Genomic DNA, 18,583 nt, shown 5'->3' with positions numbered 1-18,583 from the left:
CAAAGACTCCGTTCTTAAGGTTGTTTGAGGCTGGCGACGTTGGTCGCGGCAGCGCTCGGCATTACGTGAGCAGCGATGCCGCCAGCGAATACCTGGTTGCCCACGGCACGCAGGCTGATCACTTGGTAGCGCTGGTCGACAGTGACCTTGACCACCGAGCCGCCGACGGCGCTCGGCAGGGTAACCTGATGCTCACCTTTTTTCAGGCGCAGACGTACCACTTGGGTGTTGTCCGGCAGGGTGCGCCATGTACGGGTATCGGCACCTTCGAGCACCGCTGAAGAAATCCCCACGGCGAGACCGGCCAGCGGGTTGGTTTCGTTTATCTGTTTCTGCGCCACACCTTTGGTGATCGCGCGCACGGTGGTGCGCACGATGATCCCCGGCATGTCATCGCGCAGAGCGCGGCGGGACATGGCGGTGGTGCTGTTCAGCGCGGTCAGGTCAACCTGCTTGCCGTCGACACCGATCTGCGCAAACGGCGCGGTGGAGGTGTCCGGTTTGATGATCGGGAACGACAGCGGAGTGATCACCACGTTGTTGGAAATCGGCAGCGGCAGCGGCACACGAATCGAGTCGCGGGCCGGGGCCAGACCGCTCTGCACGACGATGAGAATGTCGCTGTCATCGGATTTGGAAGGCTTGTCGAGATTGACCAGCGCCTGCTCGAGCAACGGCGTGTTCGGGCGCAGTTCGGCAGCCTTGCGATAACCCGGCGCGGCCAGATCCTTCTCGCCCAAAGCTTCGTAAACGAAACCGGCCAGGTAATGGCTGAATGCACTCTGGTAGCTGTTCTTCAGGCCGACCACTTCCGGCGCGTCGAGGCTGGCCACCGGATAACCCTGCAAATCCTTGTACTGGGTCTTGATGCCTTCTTTCTCGGCCTCTTCTTCGCTCTTGAGGTATTCCTTGTCGCGCAGGTCGGCGATCACCGCTTCGCGTTCGTGGGTCTTTTTGATCGCCGTGCGGGCGCCATCGAAATCGTTGACCGCCAACAGGTTCAGGGCCATCTGCGTGGTCAGCATGACTTTTTCGTAGTCATAGCCTTCGTAGCGACGCACCTTGTCGTTGACGATGAAGCTGCCGAACTGTGCCAGGTACTTGGCCGAGTCGAGCTTGACTGCGTCTTCCCACTGACCGACCACCTGATCGGCATTGCCCCAGGCGTTCTGGCTGCCCGACAGGTCGCCCTTGGCGCGCAGCAGTTCACCTTTCTCGAAGTAATAGAGCAGGTCTTTGTCGGTGCCGGTGTTGTTCTTTTCCAGCAGGGTCAGCGCGGCGTCGACGTTGCCGGATGCCAGTTGCTGATTGGTCTGGGCCAGTTCGGAATCGTAGTTGCGAAACGCTGCGCAGCCGGACAACAGCGTGACAGCGCTGAGCGCGAGCAGCATGGAAGCGCGGAATGCCATGGGTACTTCTTCCCTGAGTAACAAAACTTGCAGCCGCGTGTGCTGGTCGGGCTGGTGTGACCTATCGACGGCGGCGCTGGCCTCCTGCCAATTCCTCATGGGTGAGGAGCTTTTGATGCCGGCTCGCTGGGCGAGGGCGCGGCATTATAAACGTGGGGTGATGGCTATGTAATAGCTTTTTGGGTGCATTTTCAGATGTGGTGCCATCACTTCTCCGCAGTAGCGGGTTTATCCGACGCGGGTTTTTGATTCGGTACAAAGGCTGATCCGACGGTATAGACCTGATCCCGGAATACCCGCAGGTGCAGAATCTGGCGGTCCTGGTCGACGCGCATTTCAAAAGGGTGGTCGATGGACGCAGGCGCAAAACGGAAGGTATGCAGGCCTTTCTTCAAACGCAGGCGGGCGACCAGCGTCTTGTCCGGCAACGCTCGCCATGTGCGGGTGTCGGCTTCTTCGAACGGATCATGCTGAGTGACGATCAACGAGGCTTTCGCCGGGTTGCGCTCGTTTTCCTGCGCTTGACCGATGGCGGCCATGTTGGCGCGGAACATCGCCCGCGAGATGATTTGCGGCATGTCGTCGCGCAGTGTGCGCATGGACATGTCAGTCACGCTGTTGATTACTACCAACGGCTGTTTGCGACCGTCTACGGTGATATGGCTGAAGTTGGGCGTAACTGCGTCCGGCACCATCACCGGGAATGAAATGGGCGCGATGATGACCAGCGTTTCGTTCAGACGAACCGGGATCGGCACTTGCACTGAGCTGCGAGCCGGAGCCAGGCCACTCTGGATAATCAGCAACACATCGCTTTCATCGGCTTTCGCTGGCGATTTGTCGAGATTGCGCAGGGCCTTTTGCAGCAAGGGCATGTCCGGCCGCAGTTCGATCGCCTGACGATAACCGGCCGCCGCGAGGGCGCGCTCGCCGAGGGCTTCATAGGTGAATCCGGCCAGATAGTGGCTGAACGCACTTTGGTAGCCGTTTTTCAGCTCAACAACCTGCGCCGCATCAAGCAAGGCGACCGGGTAGCCTTCCAGTTCTTTGTAATGGGGAATCTTGCCCTGAGCTTTGGCCTGCTCCTCGGCCGCTTCGTATTGCTTTTCACGCTGGCGGGCGATCAATGCTTCGCGTTCGTGGGTTTTCCTGATGTCTGCGCGGGCGCCGGCAAAGTCATTGACGGATAGCTGGTTCAAGGCCATTTGCGTAGTCAGCATGACCTTTTCGTAATCGTAGCCTTCATAGCGCCGCAGCTTGTCGTTGACCAGCATCGTGCCCATTTCATCACCGAAACGCGCCAGTAATTTCATCGCGCCGGACGGGTTGGCTTCCTCGCGCTGGAAGATCATCCGGTCGGCATTGCGCCAGGCGTCCTGGCTGTCGGGCAGGGCACTGCCAGCGCTGAGGATCGCGCCTTTTTCCAGGTAATACAGCAGATCCTTGTCTTCCCACGGGTTGTTCATTTCCACCAGTGCCAGAGCCCCGGTCAGATTGCCCCGGGTCATTTGCTCGGTGGTCTGCTGCATTTCAAGATCGTAGTTGCGATAGGCGGCACAACCGCTCAACTGAACAGCGACGCAAAGCAGCAAAACGAACGGAAGACTCCGCATTGAGGTTGATTCCTTGCGCGCAAATGCTCTGGGGCGGGCAGTATAAAGTGGATGATGGCAAATGGCTGTGATCTTGATCGAACGTGTCGATGCTCAATCGGCAGCGGGCAGTGCGGCAATACTCGGCGACAAACGCTGCTGCCGTCTGCCGGGTATTTCCTGCCAATCAAAGCGAAACGCCGACAAAGCTTGAGAGAAATGTCTTCGAAGTGAACAATATGTAACTTCGCATTTCCATTTGAGATTCGTTCATGACTGCCTCGTCCCGATTGCTGGCCTGGCTGCTGTTCCCGTTATTGTCCCTGAGCAGCCTGCCGCTGCTGGCCGATACCGTGGAAGGCGCGCCGCAAGCGTTGCACCTGCTCGATTACATCAGTGCCGATTACCCGCCAACGGTCGCGGCAGGCAAAGTCATCGACGATGGCGAATACCGCGAGCAGCTGGAATTCACTCAGGTCCTGCAAGGCTTGATCACTGCATTACCGGCCAAACCGGAAAAAGCCGCGCTGGAACAGGGCGTCGAATCTTTGCATGCCGCCATCACTGCAAAGCAGGACGGTGCCGATGTCGCCCGTCAGGCCCGACAGCTGGGGGCGAAACTGGCGGTGGCTTATGAAGTCAGCCAGGCACCGATCATCACCCCGGACCCGACACGCGGTGCGCCGTTGTATGCGCAGAACTGCTCGGTGTGCCATGGCGACACTGGCGCTGGCGACGGCCCGGCCGGCGTCGGTCTGACCCCTGCGCCAGCCAACCTGCGCGATGCTGCGCGCATGGATCACCTGAGCCTGTACGCGATCTACAGCACCCTCGGCCAGGGCGTCGAAGGCACCGACATGCCGGCGTTTGCCGATCAGCTCGATGATCGCCAGCGCTGGGATCTGGCCACCTACATCGCCGGCTTCAGTGCCGATGCGGCAGCCGTCAAGTCCGACAAGGCCTACAACATTGCCGACCTGGCCCGGCAGACCCCGGCCGAGGTGCAGGCTGCCGAGGGCGCAGAGGTCGCGGCAACGTTCCGGGCTCAGCGCGCGCAACCGCCGCAGGTCAAACGTGGTCCGGCACAGTTGCTTGATTACACTGCCGCCACGCTGGACAAGAGCCTCGCGGCCTACCGCGCCGGTGAACATGATCAGGCCTATGACCTGTCGGTAGCAGCGTACCTGGAAGGCTTCGAACTGGTCGAAAGCTCGCTGGACAACGTCGATGCCAACGTGCGCAAGGACACCGAAAAATCGCTGATGGCTTACCGGCAGTCGCTGCAGGACGGTCTGCCGGTCGAGCAGACCGAGCAGCGTCTGGACGCGGCCAAGGCCAGACTCAAGGAGTCCGCCGGTCTGCTGGGCAGCGATGGTCTGAGCTGGTCGCTGAGCTTCATCTCCGGTCTGCTGATTCTGCTGCGCGAAGGTCTGGAAGCGATTCTGGTGCTGGCGGCGATCCTCGCCTTCTTGCGCAACACCGGTCAGCAGTCAGCGGTGCGCAGTGTCAACGTTGGCTGGGGCCTGGCGTTGCTGGCGGGCTTGGGCACCTGGGCGCTGGCGGCGTATGTGATCGACGTCAGCGGTTCGCAGCGTGAGTTGCTGGAAGGCGCCACCGCGTTGTTTGCCAGCGTCATGGTGTTGTGGCTCGGCGTGTGGATGCATGACCGCCGTCACGCGGCGGCCTGGCAGGATTACATCAAGAGCAGTCTGGTAGGCGGCGGTGGTCGTTTCGGTTTTGCGATCCTGGCGTTTTTTTCGGTGTACCGCGAATTGTTCGAGGTGATTCTGTTCTACGAAACCCTGTGGCTGCAGGCCGGGCCTGCCGGGCACAACGCCGTGCTGGCTGGCGGTGCGACGGCGCTGGTGCTGCTGGTCGGCCTAGCGTGGGTCATTCTGCGCGGATCGGCGAAACTGCCGCTGACGCTGTTCTTCAGCATCAACGCCGCGCTGCTGTGCGCGTTGTCGGTGGTGTTTGCCGGGCATGGCGTCAAGGCCTTGCAGGAAGCCGGGATCTTCGGCACACGGCCGGTGGCGTTCTTTGAATTCGACTGGCTGGGGATCCATGCCGATGCCTATTCGCTGACCGCGCAGGTGGTGGCGATTGTGGCGATTGCTGTGCTGTATGGGCGCAGTTGGGTGGCGGAGAAGCGTCGGGTTTCGGCTGCATAAAGGCATTCGCTGCGCTCATATTCGCGAGCAGGCTCGCTCCCACAGGTTCGGTATGTATCCTTTGGGGGCGAGCCTGCTCGCGAATTTTTTGGAGGCAAGAACATGCGTGTATGGATCGATGCCGACGCCTGTCCACGGGCGGCGAAGGATCTGGTGGTGAAGTTCGCGTTAAAGCGCCAGTTCGAAGTGGTGCTGGTGGCCGGGCAGCCGCAGGTCAAGCCGGGGCTGGCGATCGTCAAATTGATTGTGGTGCCGAGCGGGCCGGATGCGGCAGATGATTATCTGGTCGAGCATGCGGTGCCGGGCGAACTGGTGATCTGCAGCGATATTCCGCTGGCCGATCGGCTGGTGAAGAAGGGCGTGGCGGCGCTGGATCCGCGCGGCAAGGAGTTCGATGCGCAGAACATGGGCGAACGCCTGGCGGTGCGTAATCTGTTCACCGATCTCAGAGAGCAGGGCCAGATGAGCGGCGGGCCGGCGCCGTTTGGCGAGCGTGAAAAGCAGGCGTTTGCCAATGCGCTGGATCGGATCCTGACCCGGCTCACCCGCAAGCCCTGAAAAGATCACAGCCTGCGGCAGCTCCTACCGGGGCGGTGTATGCCGCAATATCACGGCGCGACACGGAACCTGTAATTGGATGGACTCGCCCAAGCCGAGGCGTCTGTGCGCCACGGTGGCATTCTTATAGAAGCCAACGACAGCGAGGGCGAGGCCATGAAAAAGCATACGACGATTGATCAATCCTTGTCAGCCGACGTGTCGGCATGCTCCACAGTTGCGATAGATCTTGCCAAGAGGGTTTTTCAGGTGGCTGGGGAGGATGCCCTCGGTCAGGTGATTTTCGAAGATCGAATCAAGTCGCGAGAAGCCTTTCAGGTATTTCTGCGTGGGCTTCCCGCGAGCGTTACGGTGTTAGTTGAAACCGGGCCCGGCGCTCAAGCATGGGCGCGATTGCTCCAGATGCAGGGTAATTCCGTCCGCATCCTGCCGGCCCAGCTGGTTGCCAGTCATCGTAGCGGCCCAAAAAATGATCGCAACGATGTATTGGCGATCTTGCGTGCAGGCCGCGACTGCAAAATTTCGGCAGTACCGATCAAGAGTGCTGCGGCGCTGGCGATGCAGGCCCTGCACAGGGCTCGTCAGGGCTATGTGCGGCGCCGCACTGCGGTGGGTAATCAGATACGCGCCTTGCTGTTGGAACATGGGGTAGCCATGGCTCAGGGTGAGATAGCGATCAGGCAGCTCGTGCCTCGAGTTCTGGAAGATGCCACTCAGCCGCTACCTGATTTGCTGCGTGAACTGATCGCCGAACTTTTGGGTGAGTGGGGCCAACTGGGTGAGCGCGTCAACGTGCTGACCGGTCGGCTGGAAACGGCAGCGAATGAGGATGAAACGGCGAAGCGGCTGATGACGGTGCGCGGTGTTGGTCCGATCATTGCCACGGCGCTGCTGGCCAAGCAGACCGAACCCGAACGCTTCGCCAACGCCCGTTTGTTCGCCGCCTACTTCGGATTGGTGCCCAGCCAGCACAGCTCTGGCGAGAAAAACCGATTGGGCGGAATGAGCAAGAACGGTGACGCTTATCTGCGAAGTTTAACGATTCAGGGCGCTCATGCCGTTTTAAGACAGATACGTCCGGATTCAGAGCAGCCGGACGACAGGCGTCTTTGGCGCTGGATTTCCCGCCTGGGCCGCAAGCAGGCAGCAGTGCGATTAGCCAATCGAAATCTGCGCATCCTCTGGGTGCTGCTGCAAAACGACCAGACTTATCGGCGCCGGCCGGGCGATGGCCAGGAGGCTGCGATGAGTCACTGACAACAAAGTTCTGCCACCGGGGCGTAAACCGCTCCAACCCATGCTGAAGAACATTGACCCCAGGTCAGACCGTCGCGGATTGATGCCTGAGCTCCTACTGGCCCTTGAGGCCTTACTGTAATCGGCATACCGCGAGCTAACCCAATGTTGGCCAGAAGCCGCTCAACGCTTCCTCGAACAGGCCTTATACATAGATGCAACCGGGTAGCAGTGTTCAAAAGCGGGTTGAATGGTGGGGCGAGTCCATACATAGGAGCTGCCGAAGGCTGCGATCTTTTGATTTCAAGCGTCGTTTTCGTGAGTCAGTTCGAGCACGCGGTCGACCAGTTTGTTGATCCCCGAAGCCGCTTCACTGATGGTCTGCGCCAGCATGTACGCCGGGGTGGTGACCAGTTTGCGCGCCTTGTCTTCGACGATCTCGGTCACAGCGCACTCTTCGTGGGTGGCGCCCATCTTGTTCATGGCCGCAGCGGTGTCGGCGTCGTTGCCGATGGTGCAGGTCACGCCCGGGCCATAGATTTTTGCTGCCAGCGCCGGGGAGATGCAGATCAGCCCGACCGGCTTGCCCGCTTCGGCAAATGCTTCGGCCAGGGCCAGCACTTCGGGTTGCACGGTGCAGCCGGCGCCTTCGATGGCGAAGTTCGACAGGTTCTTCGCCGCGCCGAAACCGCCGGGCACGATCAGCGCATCGAAGTCTTCGACGTCGGCGTCGCGGATATCCTTGACGTTGCCCCGGGCAATGCGCGCCGATTCCACCAGCACGTTGCGCGATTCCGGCATTTCTTCGCCGGTCAGGTGGTTGATCACATGCAATTGCGCGATGTTCGGCGCGAAGCACTGCACCTGTGCGCCGCGCTGGTCGAGGCGCAGCAGGGTGATGACACTTTCCTGGATTTCGGCGCCGTCGTACACGCCACTGCCGGACAGGATCACTGCAACTTTTTTGCTCATGGGCTTCTCTCCAGATTCATGGCGCTCAATGTCCCTCAAATCGTCGCGCGTGGCCATAGGGGCACGGTTGACGCGCGCGGGGGCAGAGCGCTCTCTCAATGGATCGCAACGGCGGCGGGGTGTTCATTATTTGCCTGGACTGCACGTGGCAGCCGCCAGCGAATGGCTTATTCGGCTGGCGTTTTCGGTCCGGCAGGAGGGGTCGTTTCGGCCAAGCGCAACTGCTCTGCCTCGGCGGCCTTGGCGAGTTGCTCGTCCTGATAGATTTTCTTCGCCAGTTGCGCATTCTTGAAGCGGCGCCGCAGCCACAGGCCCAGGCCGAGGATCAGCAATGCGCCGAGCACCCACAGCTCGTACTTCTTGATGCTGCCGAGCATGCCTTCCAGCACTGCGCCGAAGTGGTAAGCCGCCGCCGCCAGCGCGGTGGCCCAGATCGCCGCGCCGATGCCGTTGAGCAGCAAGTAACGTCCCGGTGGATAACCGGACAGACCGATCGCCACCGGCATCACCGTGCGCAGGCCATAAACGAAGCGGAAGCTCAGGACCCAGATGTCCGGATGTTTGCGGATGTGCTCCAGCGCACGGTCGCCCATCATCTGCCAGCGCGGTTTGCGCGCGAGCAATTTGCGCCCGTGCTTGCGCCCCAGGAAGTACCACAGCTGATCGCCGGCATAACTGCCGAAGAATGCCACGACCACCACCAGGTTGATGTCCATGTATCCACGGAACGCAAGGAAGCCTGCGAGCACCAGGATGGTTTCGCCTTCGAAGAACGTGCCGAGAAACAAGGCAAAGTAGCCAAAGTCGTGCAGAAATTGTTGGAGCATTGTCTGGGTGCTGGCGAAATGAACGCGCAGCCTAACCCTTCGGACACATTCATGAAAGTGTCCAAATGTGTCTCGACGTGAACATTTCCTACATCGACAATGGATTGCGGCTACCTGTCACAGAGCACACATAACTGTCATCTGTTGGTCATAATGGCCGTCTATAACTGTCACGCTCGCCCGTTTGCCCGGGCTCAGGAGTCTGCCGTGAGCTTTACCCCCGCCAATCGTCTGTTCCCAGCCACTCGTCTGCGCCGCAATCGTCGTGATGATTTTTCGCGGCGCCTGGTGCGTGAAAACGTATTGACGGTCGATGATCTGATTCTGCCAGTGTTCGTGCTCGACGGTGAAAACCGCCGCGAAGCCGTGGCCTCGATGCCGGGCGTCGAGCGACTGACCATTGATCTGCTGCTTGAAGAAGCGGCGAAATGGGTCGAGCTGGGCATTCCGGCGCTGGCGCTGTTCCCGGTCACCCCGCCTGAGCTGAAATCCCTCGATGCCGCCGAAGCCTGGAATCCCGAAGGCATCGCCCAGCGCGCCACTCGCGCCCTGCGTGAGCGTTTCCCGGAGCTGGGCGTGATCACTGACGTCGCGCTGGACCCGTTCACCACCCACGGTCAGGACGGCATTCTCGACGAAGACGGCTACGTGCAGAACGACATTACCGTCGATGCGCTGGTGCGCCAGGCGCTGTCCCACGCCGAAGCCGGAGCGCAGGTGGTGGCGCCGTCGGACATGATGGACGGCCGCATCCAGGCGATTCGTGAGGCGCTGGAAATCGCCGGCCACGTCAACGTGCGCATCATGGCCTACTCGGCCAAATACGCCAGCGCCTACTATGGCCCATTCCGCGATGCTGTGGGTTCGGCGTCGAACCTCGGCAAGGCCAACAAGGCTTCTTATCAGATGGACCCGGCCAACAGCGACGAAGCGCTGCACGAAGTCGGTGCCGACTTGTCTGAAGGCGCGGACATGGTCATGGTCAAGCCGGGCATGCCCTACCTGGACATTCTTTTTCGGGTCAAAGATGCCTTCAAGGTGCCGACCTTCGTCTATCAGGTCAGTGGCGAATACGCCATGCACATGGCCGCTATCCAGAATGGCTGGTTGAGCGAAGCGGTGATCCTCGAGTCACTGACCGCCTTTAAACGTGCCGGTGCAGATGGCATCCTGACTTACTTTGCCGTTCGTGCCGCTCAATTGTTACGAGAGCAGAAATAGCCCTCCCAGGAACATTCCATGAATACCGAAGGACTCACTGAAGTTGCCGTAAAAGAAGCTCAGCCGGTGGTCGAGCAAATCACCGAAACCCCGCCGGAACTGGAGCCTGCGCCACCCGCGCCGGTTGCCGAAACCGCTGTGGCGGTGCCGGCGATCGCCATTCCCGGCCTGGATGACAGCAGCCTGTACATCCACCGCGAGCTTTCGCAATTGCAGTTCAACATCCGCGTGCTGGAACAGGCGCTGGACGAGTCCTACCCGTTGCTGGAGCGGCTGAAGTTCCTGCTGATCTTCTCCAGCAACCTCGACGAATTCTTCGAGATCCGCGTCGCCGGGCTGAAAAAGCAAATCACCTTCGCCCGCGAACAGGCCGGCGCTGACGGCTTGCAGCCGCATCAGGCGCTGGCGCGGATCAGCGAGCTGGTCCACGGTCACGTTGACCGCCAGTACGCGATCCTCAACGACATCCTCCTGCCGGAGCTGGAAAAGCATCAGGTGCGCTTCATCCGTCGGCGCAACTGGACGACCAAGCTCAAGACCTGGGTCCGGCGCTATTTCCGCGACGAGATCGCGCCGATCATCACCCCGATCGGCCTCGACCCGACTCACCCGTTCCCGTTGCTGGTGAACAAGAGCCTGAACTTCATCGTCGAGCTCGAAGGCATCGACGCCTTCGGGCGCGATTCCGGTCTGGCGATCATCCCCGCGCCGCGCCTGCTGCCACGGATCATCAAGGTACCGGAAGAAGTCGGCGGCGCCGGCGACAACTATGTGTTCCTGTCGTCGATGATCCACGCCCACGCCGATGACCTGTTCCAGGGCATGAAGGTGAAAGGCTGCTACCAGTTCCGTCTGACCCGAAACGCCGACCTGGCGCTCGATTCCGAAGATGTCGAAGACTTGGCCCGCGCTCTGCGTGGCGAGTTGTTCTCGCGGCGCTACGGTGACGCGGTGCGTCTGGAAGTTGCCGACACCTGCCCGAAACACCTCTCGGACTACCTGCTCAAGCAGTTCAACCTGAGCGAGACCGAGCTGTATCAGGTCAACGGCCCGGTCAACCTGACGCGCCTGTTCAGCATCACCGGTCTGGACAGCCATCCGGAGCTGCAATACACGCCGTTCACCCCGCAGATCCCGAAACTGCTGCAAAACAGCGAAAACATCTTCAGTGTGGTCAGCAAGCAGGACATCCTCCTGCTGCACCCGTTCGAGTCGTTCACCCCGGTGGTCGACTTGCTGCGTCAGGCCGCGAAAGACCCGCACGTGCTCGCCGTTCGCCAGACCCTGTACCGCTCCGGCGCCAACTCCGAGATCGTCGATGCGCTGGTCGACGCCGCGCGTAACGGCAAGGAAGTCACTGCGGTGATCGAGCTGCGCGCGCGCTTCGACGAGGAATCCAACCTGCAACTGGCCAGCCGTCTGCAAGCGGCCGGTGCGGTGGTGATCTACGGCGTGGTCGGCTTCAAGACCCACGCCAAGATGATGCTGATCCTGCGCCGTGAGGCTGGCGAGATCGTCCGTTATGCGCATCTCGGTACCGGCAACTACCACGCCGGTAATGCCAAGCTCTACACCGACTACAGCCTGCTGACCTCCGACGACGCTTTGTGCGAAGACGTCGGCAAACTGTTCAGCCAGTTGATCGGCATGGGCAAGACGCTGCGCATGAAAAAGCTGCTGCATGCGCCGTTCACCCTGAAGAAGGGCATGCTCGACATGATTGCCCGCGAAACCCAGTTCGCCCTCGAAGGCAAACCGGCGCACATCATCGCCAAGTTCAACTCGCTGACCGATCCGAAGATCATCCGCGCGCTGTACAAGGCCAGCCAGTCCGGCGTGCGCATCGATCTGGTGGTGCGCGGCATGTGCTGCCTGCGTCCGGGCATCGCCGGGGTTTCGCACAACATTCATGTGCGCTCGATCATTGGCCGCTTCCTCGAGCACACGCGGGTGTTCTACTTCCTCAACGGCGGCGACGAGCAGATGTTCCTCTCCAGCGCCGACTGGATGGAGCGCAACCTCGACAAGCGCGTCGAGACCTGCTTCCCGGTGGAAGGCAAGAAGCTGCTGACCCGCGTCAAGAAGGAGCTGGAGCTGTACCTGACCGACAACACCCACAGCTGGAGCCTGCAGTCGGACGGCCGCTACATCCGCAACACACCCACCGGCAACCAGAACCCGCGCAGTGCGCAGGCGACGTTGCTGGAGCGGTTGGGCAGCCCGATACTGCCTGTCAGCAGTTAAGTGCCGAAGGTCAAAAGCCCCTCACCCTAACCCTCTCCCGGAGGGAGAGGGGACTGACCGAGGTGTCTTGCGTCATACACTGACCTGAAATACCTGATCGAACTCTGGCCTCAACGCTAGTACAAATCGGCTCCCTCTCCCTCGGGAGAGGGCTGGGGTGAGGGGAGAGCTACACCGCCGCTCTCAAACCAAACCCAATAAAAAGGCGATCCTAACGGATCGCCTTTTTTATGCCAGCCAGTTACTCAGTGCACCGTGAGAACAATCCCCACCCGCGTCAACCAGTCCGCCTCAAGCCCGAAATCCGCCTGGGTCAGCTGATTTTCATCCAGCCAGTTCTCCGGGAATTCCACATCCAGATGGTCGCCATTGGCATGCAGCACCACCTGCGGCATCGCCTGGGTTCCGCGAATGTGATGGAACAGAATGGCAAACCGCAGCAGCACGCACAGGCGAATCAGCTTGATGCCGTCATCGCCGAATTCGGCGAATTTGTCCTTGGGAATATTGCGCCGGTGCCCGCGCACCAATAGCGCGAGCATCTGCTGATCCTCACGGGAGAAGCCGGCCAGATCGGAGTGCTCGATCAGGTAGGCACCGTGCTTGTGGTAGTGATAGTGCGCGATGTCGAGGCCGACTTCGTGGACTTTCGCCGCCCAGCCGAGCAGTTCGCGCCAGATGCCGTCATCCAGCTCCCAGTCGACGGCGACCTGATCGAACGCGTGCAGGGCCTTGCGCTCGACCCGCGCCGCCTGTTCCAGATCGACGTGATAGCGCTCCATCAGCGAGGTCAGGGTGCGTTCGCGCACGTCTTCGTGATGATGGCGGCCGAGCAAGTCGTAGAGCACACCTTCACGCAGCGCGCCTTCGCAATGGTCCATGCGTTGCAGTTCGAGGGCATCGAAAATCGCTTCGAGAATCGCCAGGCCCGCCGGAAAGATCGCCCGGCGATCGGGCTTGATGCCTTCGAAATCGATCTTGTCGGCGTCGCCGAGCTTGAACAGCTTGCGCTTGAGCCATGCCAGACCTTCGGCGTTGACCTCGCCGCTGCCGTGGCCGCCAGCCTTCAGGGCCAGGCCGATGGCGCGAATCGTACCGGAGGAGCCGATGGCTTCATCCCAGGTCAGGCGATGCAGGGCGTGCTCGATGCTCATGATTTCCAGGCGCGCCGCCGTGTAGGCCTGGGCGTAGCGGGCCGGGGTGATCTTGCCGTCCTTGAAGTAGCGCTGGGTGAAACTCACGCAGCCCATTTGCAGGCTTTCGCGCAGCAACGGCTCGAAGCGCTGGCCGATGATGAATTCGGTACTGCCGCCGCCGATGTCGGCGACCAAACGTTTGCCTGGGGTGTCGGCGAGTGTGTGCGAAACGCCGAGATAGATCAGGCGCGCTTCTTCACGGCCGGAGATGACTTCTACCGTGTGGCCGAGGATTTCTTCGGCGCGGCGGATGAATTCGCCACGGTTGCGCGCTTCACGCAGGGCGTTGGTGCCGACGATGCGCACGGCACCGAGCGGCATACCGTTGATCAGTTGCGCAAAGCGCTTGAGGCAGTCGAGGCCGCGCTGCATCGATTCTTCGTTGAGCTGGCGCGCGTCGTCGATGCCGGCGGCCAGTTGCACCTTTTCGCCGAGGCGCTCGAGGATGCGGATTTCGCCGTTCTGGGCCTTGGCCACGACCATGTGAAAGCTGTTGGAGCCCAGGTCGATTGCGGCGATCAGGGACAGATTCTTGGCTTGGGATTGCGGCATGGTCAGGGGGTCTCGGTCGATAACCCCGACATCGTGCCACGATCAAACGCTGGCGCCAACGCGCATGGTTCAAACCGTTGATTCAGCGCAGAAAGTCTGGGGATCGCGACGCGGCCATTCGCGAGCAGGCTCGCTCCCACAGGTGACCGCATTCCCATGTGGGAGCGAGCCTGCTCGCGAAGAGGGCATCACTGCCTCAGAAAATCTTCAGGCTGTCGCCTCCACCGTACCAATAAAGTTCGCCAGCTCCGCCGTCTGCGGATTGGCAAACAGCACCTTCGGATCGCCGACCTCATGCACCTTGCCGTGGTGCATGAAGACCAATTTATCGCCGACTTCCCGGGCAAAGCGCATCTCGTGGGTGACCATGATCAGCGTCATGCCTTCCTTGGCCAACTGCCGCACCACGCTGAGCACTTCATTGACCAGTTCCGGGTCCAGTGCCGAAGTGATTTCATCGCACAGCAGCACCTTCGGCGACATCGCCAAGGCCCGGGCAATCGCCACCCGCTGTTGCTGCCCGCCGGACAGGCGATCCGGAAAGGCATCGAATTTCTCCCCGAGCCCCACTCGCTCGAGCATTTCCCGCGCCAGTTCGGCAGCCTTGGCCTTGGGTACTTTCTGCACCACTTGTGGCGCGAGCATGACGTTCTCCCCGACGGTCAGGTGCGGGAACAGGTTGAACTGCTGAAAGACCATGCCGACCTTCTGCCGCAGGCTGCGCAGATCGGCGCGGGCGGCGTCGAGGTATTCGCCGTCGACTTCGATCACGCCGTCGTTGATCGACTCCAGGCCGTTGAGTGTGCGCAACAAAGTCGATTTGCCCGAGCCGCTGCGGCCGATGATCGCCACGACCTGGCCTTCCTCGACGCTGAGGTCGATGCCTTTGAGTACGTGGTGATCGCCGTAATATTTATGCAGGGCGGAAATTCTAAGCAGAGGCATGCAGTCTCCTTTCCAGGTAGCGCGCACTGAGGGACAAGGGGTAGCAGAGCAGGAAGTAGCCGAGGGCGACGAGGCCGTAGACCATGAACGGTTCGAACGTGGCGTTGGCGAGCATGCCGCCGGTCTTGGTCAGTTCGGTGAAGCCGATGATCGAGGTCACCGCTGTGCCTTTGACCACTTGCACCGAGAAGCCCACGGTCGGCGCCACGGCGATGCGCAGCGCTTGCGGCAGAATCACGTAGCGCAGCTGCTCCAGCGGATTGAGCGCCAGGCTCGACGAGGCTTCCCACTGACCGTGGGGAATGGCCTCGACGCAGCCGCGCCAGATCTCTGCCAGATAGGCGCTGGTGAACAAGGTCAAAGCGATCGCGGCGGCCATCCACGGTGAAATCTCGATGCCGGCCAGCGCCACGCCGAAGAACACCAGAAACAGTTGCATCAACAGTGGCGTGCCCTGAAACAGCTCGATCCAGGTGCGGGCGATGCTGCTTGGCAGGGTGTTCTTCGAAATGCGCATCACCAGAATCAGCAGGCCGACAAGGCCGCCGCCGATGAATGCCACCAGCGACAGCGCCAGGGTCCATTGCAGGCCCGTGAGCAGGTTGCGCAGGATGTCCCAGAAAGTGAAATCGCTCATTGGCTGCTCCTCGCAATGAACCGCCGGCCAAACCAGTTGAGCAATTGGCGGATCAGCAGCGCCATGCACAGGTAGATCAGGGTGGTCAGCGCGTAGGTTTCAAAAGCGCGGAAGTTGCGCGACTGAATGAAGTTGGCGGCGAAGCTCAATTCTTCCGTGGCGATCTGCGAACACACCGCCGAACCGAGCATGACGATGATGATCTGGCTGCTCAGCGCCGGCCAGACCTTGCCCAGCGCCGGCAGCAGGACGACGTGGCGGAACGCTTCGAAGCGCGTCATCGCCAGTGCCGCTGCGGCTTCCAGTTGCCCGCGCGGAATCGCCTGGATGCCGGCGCGGATGATCTCGGTCGAATAGGCGCCAAGGTTGATCACCATCGCCAGCACCGCCGCCTGCCATTCGGAAATCTGCACGCCAAGCGACGGCAGGCCGAAGAAGATGAAGAACAGTTGCACCAGAAACGGCGTGTTGCGGATCAACTCGACGTAGACGCCGAAGATCGCCGAGAACGGGCGGATCTGCCACGCCCGCACCAGCGCCCCGACAATCCCGACGCCGACCCCAAGCAGCGCGCCGATGGCAGTCAGCTCAAGGGTGAACAGGGCGCCGCGCAGTAGCAGGTCGGTGTTTTCCACCACCGGCAAAAAATCGAACTGATAAGCCATGAACGTCTCCCGCGCAGTCGATCAGAGATCGGCCGGCAGCGGCTCTTTCAGCCAGGTCTGCGAGTTCTTTTCCAGCGCGCCGTCAGCCTTGGCGGTGTTGAGGATGTCGTTGACCTTGGCCAGCAACGCCGCTTCGTTCTTGTTCACACCGACGTAGACCGGCGAATCCTTGAGTTTCACCTTCAGCGCCGGTACGCGCTTGGGGTTCTTCTCGCTGATGGCCACCATGACCACGTTGCCGCTGGCGATCAGATCGACCTGGCCTGCCAGGTAAGCGGCGATGGTCGAGTTGTTGTCTTCGAAACGTTTGATGGTCACGCCTTCCGGGGCGACTTTGCTCAGCTCGATGTCTTCGATGGCGCCACGGGTAACGCTGATGGTCTTGCCCTTGAGGTCGTCGAGGCTGGTGATTGCAGCGTCTGGCGGACCGAACACGGCGAGGTAGAACGGCGCATAGGCGCGGGAAAAGTCGATGACCTTCTCGCGCTCGGCGTTTTTGCCTAGGCTGGAAATCACCAGATCGACCTTGCCGGTGGTGAGAAATGGAATGCGGTTGGTGCTGTTGACCGGGGTCAGCTCAAGTTTGACCTTGAGCTGATCAGCGAGCAGTTTCGCCGTGTCGATGTCCAGGCCGCGCGGTTTCATGTCCGGGCCGACCGAGCCGAACGGCGGGAAGTCCTGGGGCACGGCAACTTTCAGCGTGCCGCGTTTGACCACGTCGTCCAGACCGTCGGCGTGAGCGGGGGCCTGGCACAGCAGCAGGCCGGCAAACAGGGAAGCGAGGAGGGCGCTGTAACGCTGGGTCATGGACAATCTCCGGATCGGCGGGAAGTGGTTGTTGCGATCGGACAGAGCATGGGCCGTGCCAACAGGCGGATTTCGCCCCGGCAGGCCGCGGTAGCAGCGGCTTCGTTCGGTCTTACTGGTCTGAACAGTCAACTCGGTTTTCGCACTGCGATGGCGCATCGGCTGCACGCGCCGAACCCCGCTGGGGCACGACTTGCCGGACTCGACGAATAGCTTTACAACTAGCCGCACCTTGGCCCTGACGCGTCCGCACATCATGAAATCGATCTCCCGCGCCGTACCCGAAGTGGCGCTGCAAGCGATCCGCAAACTGATCACCGAACAGGGCTTCGGTGCCGGCGACGCGTTGCCTTCGCAACGGGATCTGGCGCTGCAACTGGGCGTCAGCCGCGCATCGTTGCGTGAAGCGCTGTCGTCGCTCAGTGCACTGGGCGTGGTCAGCATTCAGCCGGGCAAAGGCGTGTTCGTGCAGTCGCCGGTCGAACTGTCGCGCGGCGACAACGCGCCAGGCTGGTCGTTTGCGGCGCAGGCATCACCGCTGGATATCTTTCAATTGCGCTATGCGCTCGAAGGGTTTGCAGCAGGGTTGGCGGCGGTGACGTTGAGCACGTTCGATCTGGATGCGCTGGAAGACAACGTTGCGGCCATGCGCGAGCAATTGAAGCTCGGCGACTTCGAAGCGGCGGCGAAACTCGACTTCGAATTTCATCGACGGATCCTGCTGGCCAGCGGCAATCAGGCGATGCTGAGCATCCTCACCGCCAGCGCCGAGATCTTCCTCGAGAGCCAGAAACTGCCGTTCATCCGCGCCGAGCGCGCCATGGAAACCTGGCAGGAACACCGCAAGATTCTCCGTGCCCTGGCCCGCCGTGCGTCGGGAGCAGCGCAAAAAGCCATGCAGGAACACGTGCGCAACGCCGCCCTGCGTACCGGAATCGCCTTCATCGCTCCCGCCACGGCGTGAGTTGAGCTATACCCAAACTCATCAAGGGCCATAGCAACACTCAATCATCTGCGGCTTCCTGAACAAGGGAAGGGCGGCTATGATGGGCCACGTTTTTTTGCTTACAACCTGGAGAATTCCATGAGCAGCGATCTGATCAAACACGTTAGCGACGCTAGCTTCGAAGCCGACGTACTCAAGGCCGAAGGCGCTGTCCTGGTCGACTACTGGGCTGAATGGTGCGGCCCTTGCAAAATGATCGCACCGGTTCTGGACGAAATTGCCGAGACTTACAAAGGCAAGCTGACCGTCGCCAAACTGAACATCGACGAAAACCAGGAAACCCCGGCCAAGCATGGCGTGCGTGGTATCCCGACGCTGATGCTGTTCAAGAACGGCAACGTTGAAGCGACCAAGGTCGGCGCACTGTCGAAGTCGCAGCTGGCGGCGTTCCTCGACGCCAACATCTGAGCGTCGCAGTAAAACGCTGAAAAAAAGCCCCGCAAAACGCGGGGCTTTTTGCGTATTCAGGGCTAGACGCTCCGAAATTCAGGTGGTACATTCGGCCCCGCACTGGTTTCTCCAATGCCCCCTGCTAGCCGTCGCCG

Annotated in this window: 16 protein-coding genes; 7 read left to right on the top strand and 9 right to left on the bottom strand. The window is 61.0% G+C overall.

What is annotated here, in order from left to right; genetic code table 11:
* Positions 1-14: 14 nt before the first annotated feature.
* The gene (locus tag HU724_RS27250) at positions 15-1,409 is read right to left on the bottom strand and encodes a COG3014 family protein (RefSeq protein WP_186569446.1); all 1,395 of its coding nucleotides are present in this window, start codon (positions 1,407-1,409) and stop codon (positions 15-17) included.
* Positions 1,410-1,615: 206 nt separating this feature from the next.
* Complete coding sequence (locus HU724_RS27245; protein ID WP_186569445.1) at positions 1,616-3,022, bottom strand: COG3014 family protein; 1,407 nt, start codon at positions 3,020-3,022, stop codon at positions 1,616-1,618.
* Between the two features lie 251 nt (positions 3,023-3,273).
* Between HU724_RS27245 and HU724_RS27240 the strand changes: the two genes are divergently transcribed.
* The 3 genes from HU724_RS27240 (at position 3,274) to HU724_RS27230 (ending at position 6,987) form a co-directional block, all read left to right on the top strand.
* Positions 3,274-5,172 (top strand): FTR1 family protein, encoded by a 1,899-nt coding sequence (locus HU724_RS27240; RefSeq protein ID WP_186569444.1) that lies wholly within the window; start codon positions 3,274-3,276, stop codon positions 5,170-5,172.
* Positions 5,173-5,274: 102 nt separating this feature from the next.
* Positions 5,275-5,730 carry a YaiI/YqxD family protein gene (locus HU724_RS27235; protein ID WP_186569443.1) on the top strand — a complete coding sequence of 152 codons (456 nt, stop codon included), beginning with the start codon at positions 5,275-5,277 and terminating at the stop codon, positions 5,728-5,730.
* Between the two features lie 156 nt (positions 5,731-5,886).
* Positions 5,887-6,987: an IS110 family RNA-guided transposase gene (locus tag HU724_RS27230; RefSeq protein WP_189691555.1), complete on the top strand. Its 1,101-nt coding sequence runs from the start codon at positions 5,887-5,889 to the stop codon at positions 6,985-6,987.
* Positions 6,988-7,269: 282 nt separating this feature from the next.
* Here HU724_RS27230 and elbB read toward each other — a convergent pair whose 3' ends face one another.
* Both elbB and HU724_RS27220 read right to left on the bottom strand, forming a co-directional pair.
* On the bottom strand, positions 7,270-7,938 hold the full coding sequence (elbB, locus tag HU724_RS27225; protein ID WP_016772616.1) for an isoprenoid biosynthesis glyoxalase ElbB: 669 nt from the start codon (positions 7,936-7,938) through the stop codon (positions 7,270-7,272).
* 167 nt (positions 7,939-8,105) lie between these two features.
* The gene (locus HU724_RS27220) at positions 8,106-8,765 is read right to left on the bottom strand and encodes a DedA family protein (protein ID WP_133335756.1); all 660 of its coding nucleotides are present in this window, start codon (positions 8,763-8,765) and stop codon (positions 8,106-8,108) included.
* A 207-nt stretch (positions 8,766-8,972) separates the two neighbouring features.
* Here HU724_RS27220 and hemB point away from each other — a divergent pair, with 207 nt between their 5' ends.
* The gene (gene hemB / locus HU724_RS27215; protein WP_041476908.1) at positions 8,973-9,986 is read left to right on the top strand and encodes a porphobilinogen synthase; all 1,014 of its coding nucleotides are present in this window, start codon (positions 8,973-8,975) and stop codon (positions 9,984-9,986) included.
* An 18-nt stretch (positions 9,987-10,004) separates the two neighbouring features.
* Positions 10,005-12,230 (top strand): polyphosphate kinase 1, encoded by a 2,226-nt coding sequence (gene ppk1, locus HU724_RS27210; RefSeq protein ID WP_016772619.1) that lies wholly within the window; start codon positions 10,005-10,007, stop codon positions 12,228-12,230.
* A gap of 245 nt (positions 12,231-12,475) precedes the next feature.
* Here the strand turns inward: ppk1 and ppx are convergent, their stop codons facing one another.
* The 5 genes from ppx to HU724_RS27185 form a co-directional block, all read right to left on the bottom strand.
* The gene (gene ppx, locus HU724_RS27205) at positions 12,476-13,978 is read right to left on the bottom strand and encodes an exopolyphosphatase (RefSeq protein ID WP_101161519.1); all 1,503 of its coding nucleotides are present in this window, start codon (positions 13,976-13,978) and stop codon (positions 12,476-12,478) included.
* Positions 13,979-14,185: 207 nt separating this feature from the next.
* Positions 14,186-14,923 (bottom strand): amino acid ABC transporter ATP-binding protein, encoded by a 738-nt coding sequence (locus HU724_RS27200; RefSeq protein ID WP_007911148.1) that lies wholly within the window; start codon positions 14,921-14,923, stop codon positions 14,186-14,188.
* A complete protein-coding gene (locus HU724_RS27195) occupies positions 14,910-15,560 on the bottom strand; it encodes an amino acid ABC transporter permease (RefSeq protein WP_016772621.1) in 651 nt (216 codons plus the stop codon). Before HU724_RS27195 ends, HU724_RS27200 begins: the two co-directional genes overlap by 14 nt.
* Positions 15,557-16,225 carry an amino acid ABC transporter permease gene (locus tag HU724_RS27190; RefSeq protein ID WP_122612308.1) on the bottom strand — a complete coding sequence of 223 codons (669 nt, stop codon included), beginning with the start codon at positions 16,223-16,225 and terminating at the stop codon, positions 15,557-15,559. Before HU724_RS27190 ends, HU724_RS27195 begins: the two co-directional genes overlap by 4 nt.
* Positions 16,226-16,246: 21 nt before the next feature.
* Positions 16,247-17,032: a transporter substrate-binding domain-containing protein gene (locus tag HU724_RS27185; RefSeq protein ID WP_016772623.1), complete on the bottom strand. Its 786-nt coding sequence runs from the start codon at positions 17,030-17,032 to the stop codon at positions 16,247-16,249.
* Between the two features lie 256 nt (positions 17,033-17,288).
* Between HU724_RS27185 and HU724_RS27180 the strand changes: the two genes are divergently transcribed.
* Together HU724_RS27180 and trxA are read left to right on the top strand one after the other, a co-directional pair.
* Entirely contained in the window at positions 17,289-17,996 is a 708-nt protein-coding gene (locus tag HU724_RS27180) for a FadR/GntR family transcriptional regulator (protein ID WP_186569760.1), read from the top strand.
* A gap of 120 nt (positions 17,997-18,116) precedes the next feature.
* Positions 18,117-18,446 (top strand): thioredoxin TrxA, encoded by a 330-nt coding sequence (gene trxA, locus HU724_RS27175; protein ID WP_003206727.1) that lies wholly within the window; start codon positions 18,117-18,119, stop codon positions 18,444-18,446.
* Positions 18,447-18,583: the final 137 nt, after the last annotated feature.

The organism is Pseudomonas iranensis (genome assembly GCF_014268585.2).
GTDB lineage: Bacteria > Pseudomonadota > Gammaproteobacteria > Pseudomonadales > Pseudomonadaceae > Aquipseudomonas > Aquipseudomonas iranensis.
This window is presented reverse-complemented; position numbering and strand designations above follow the sequence as displayed.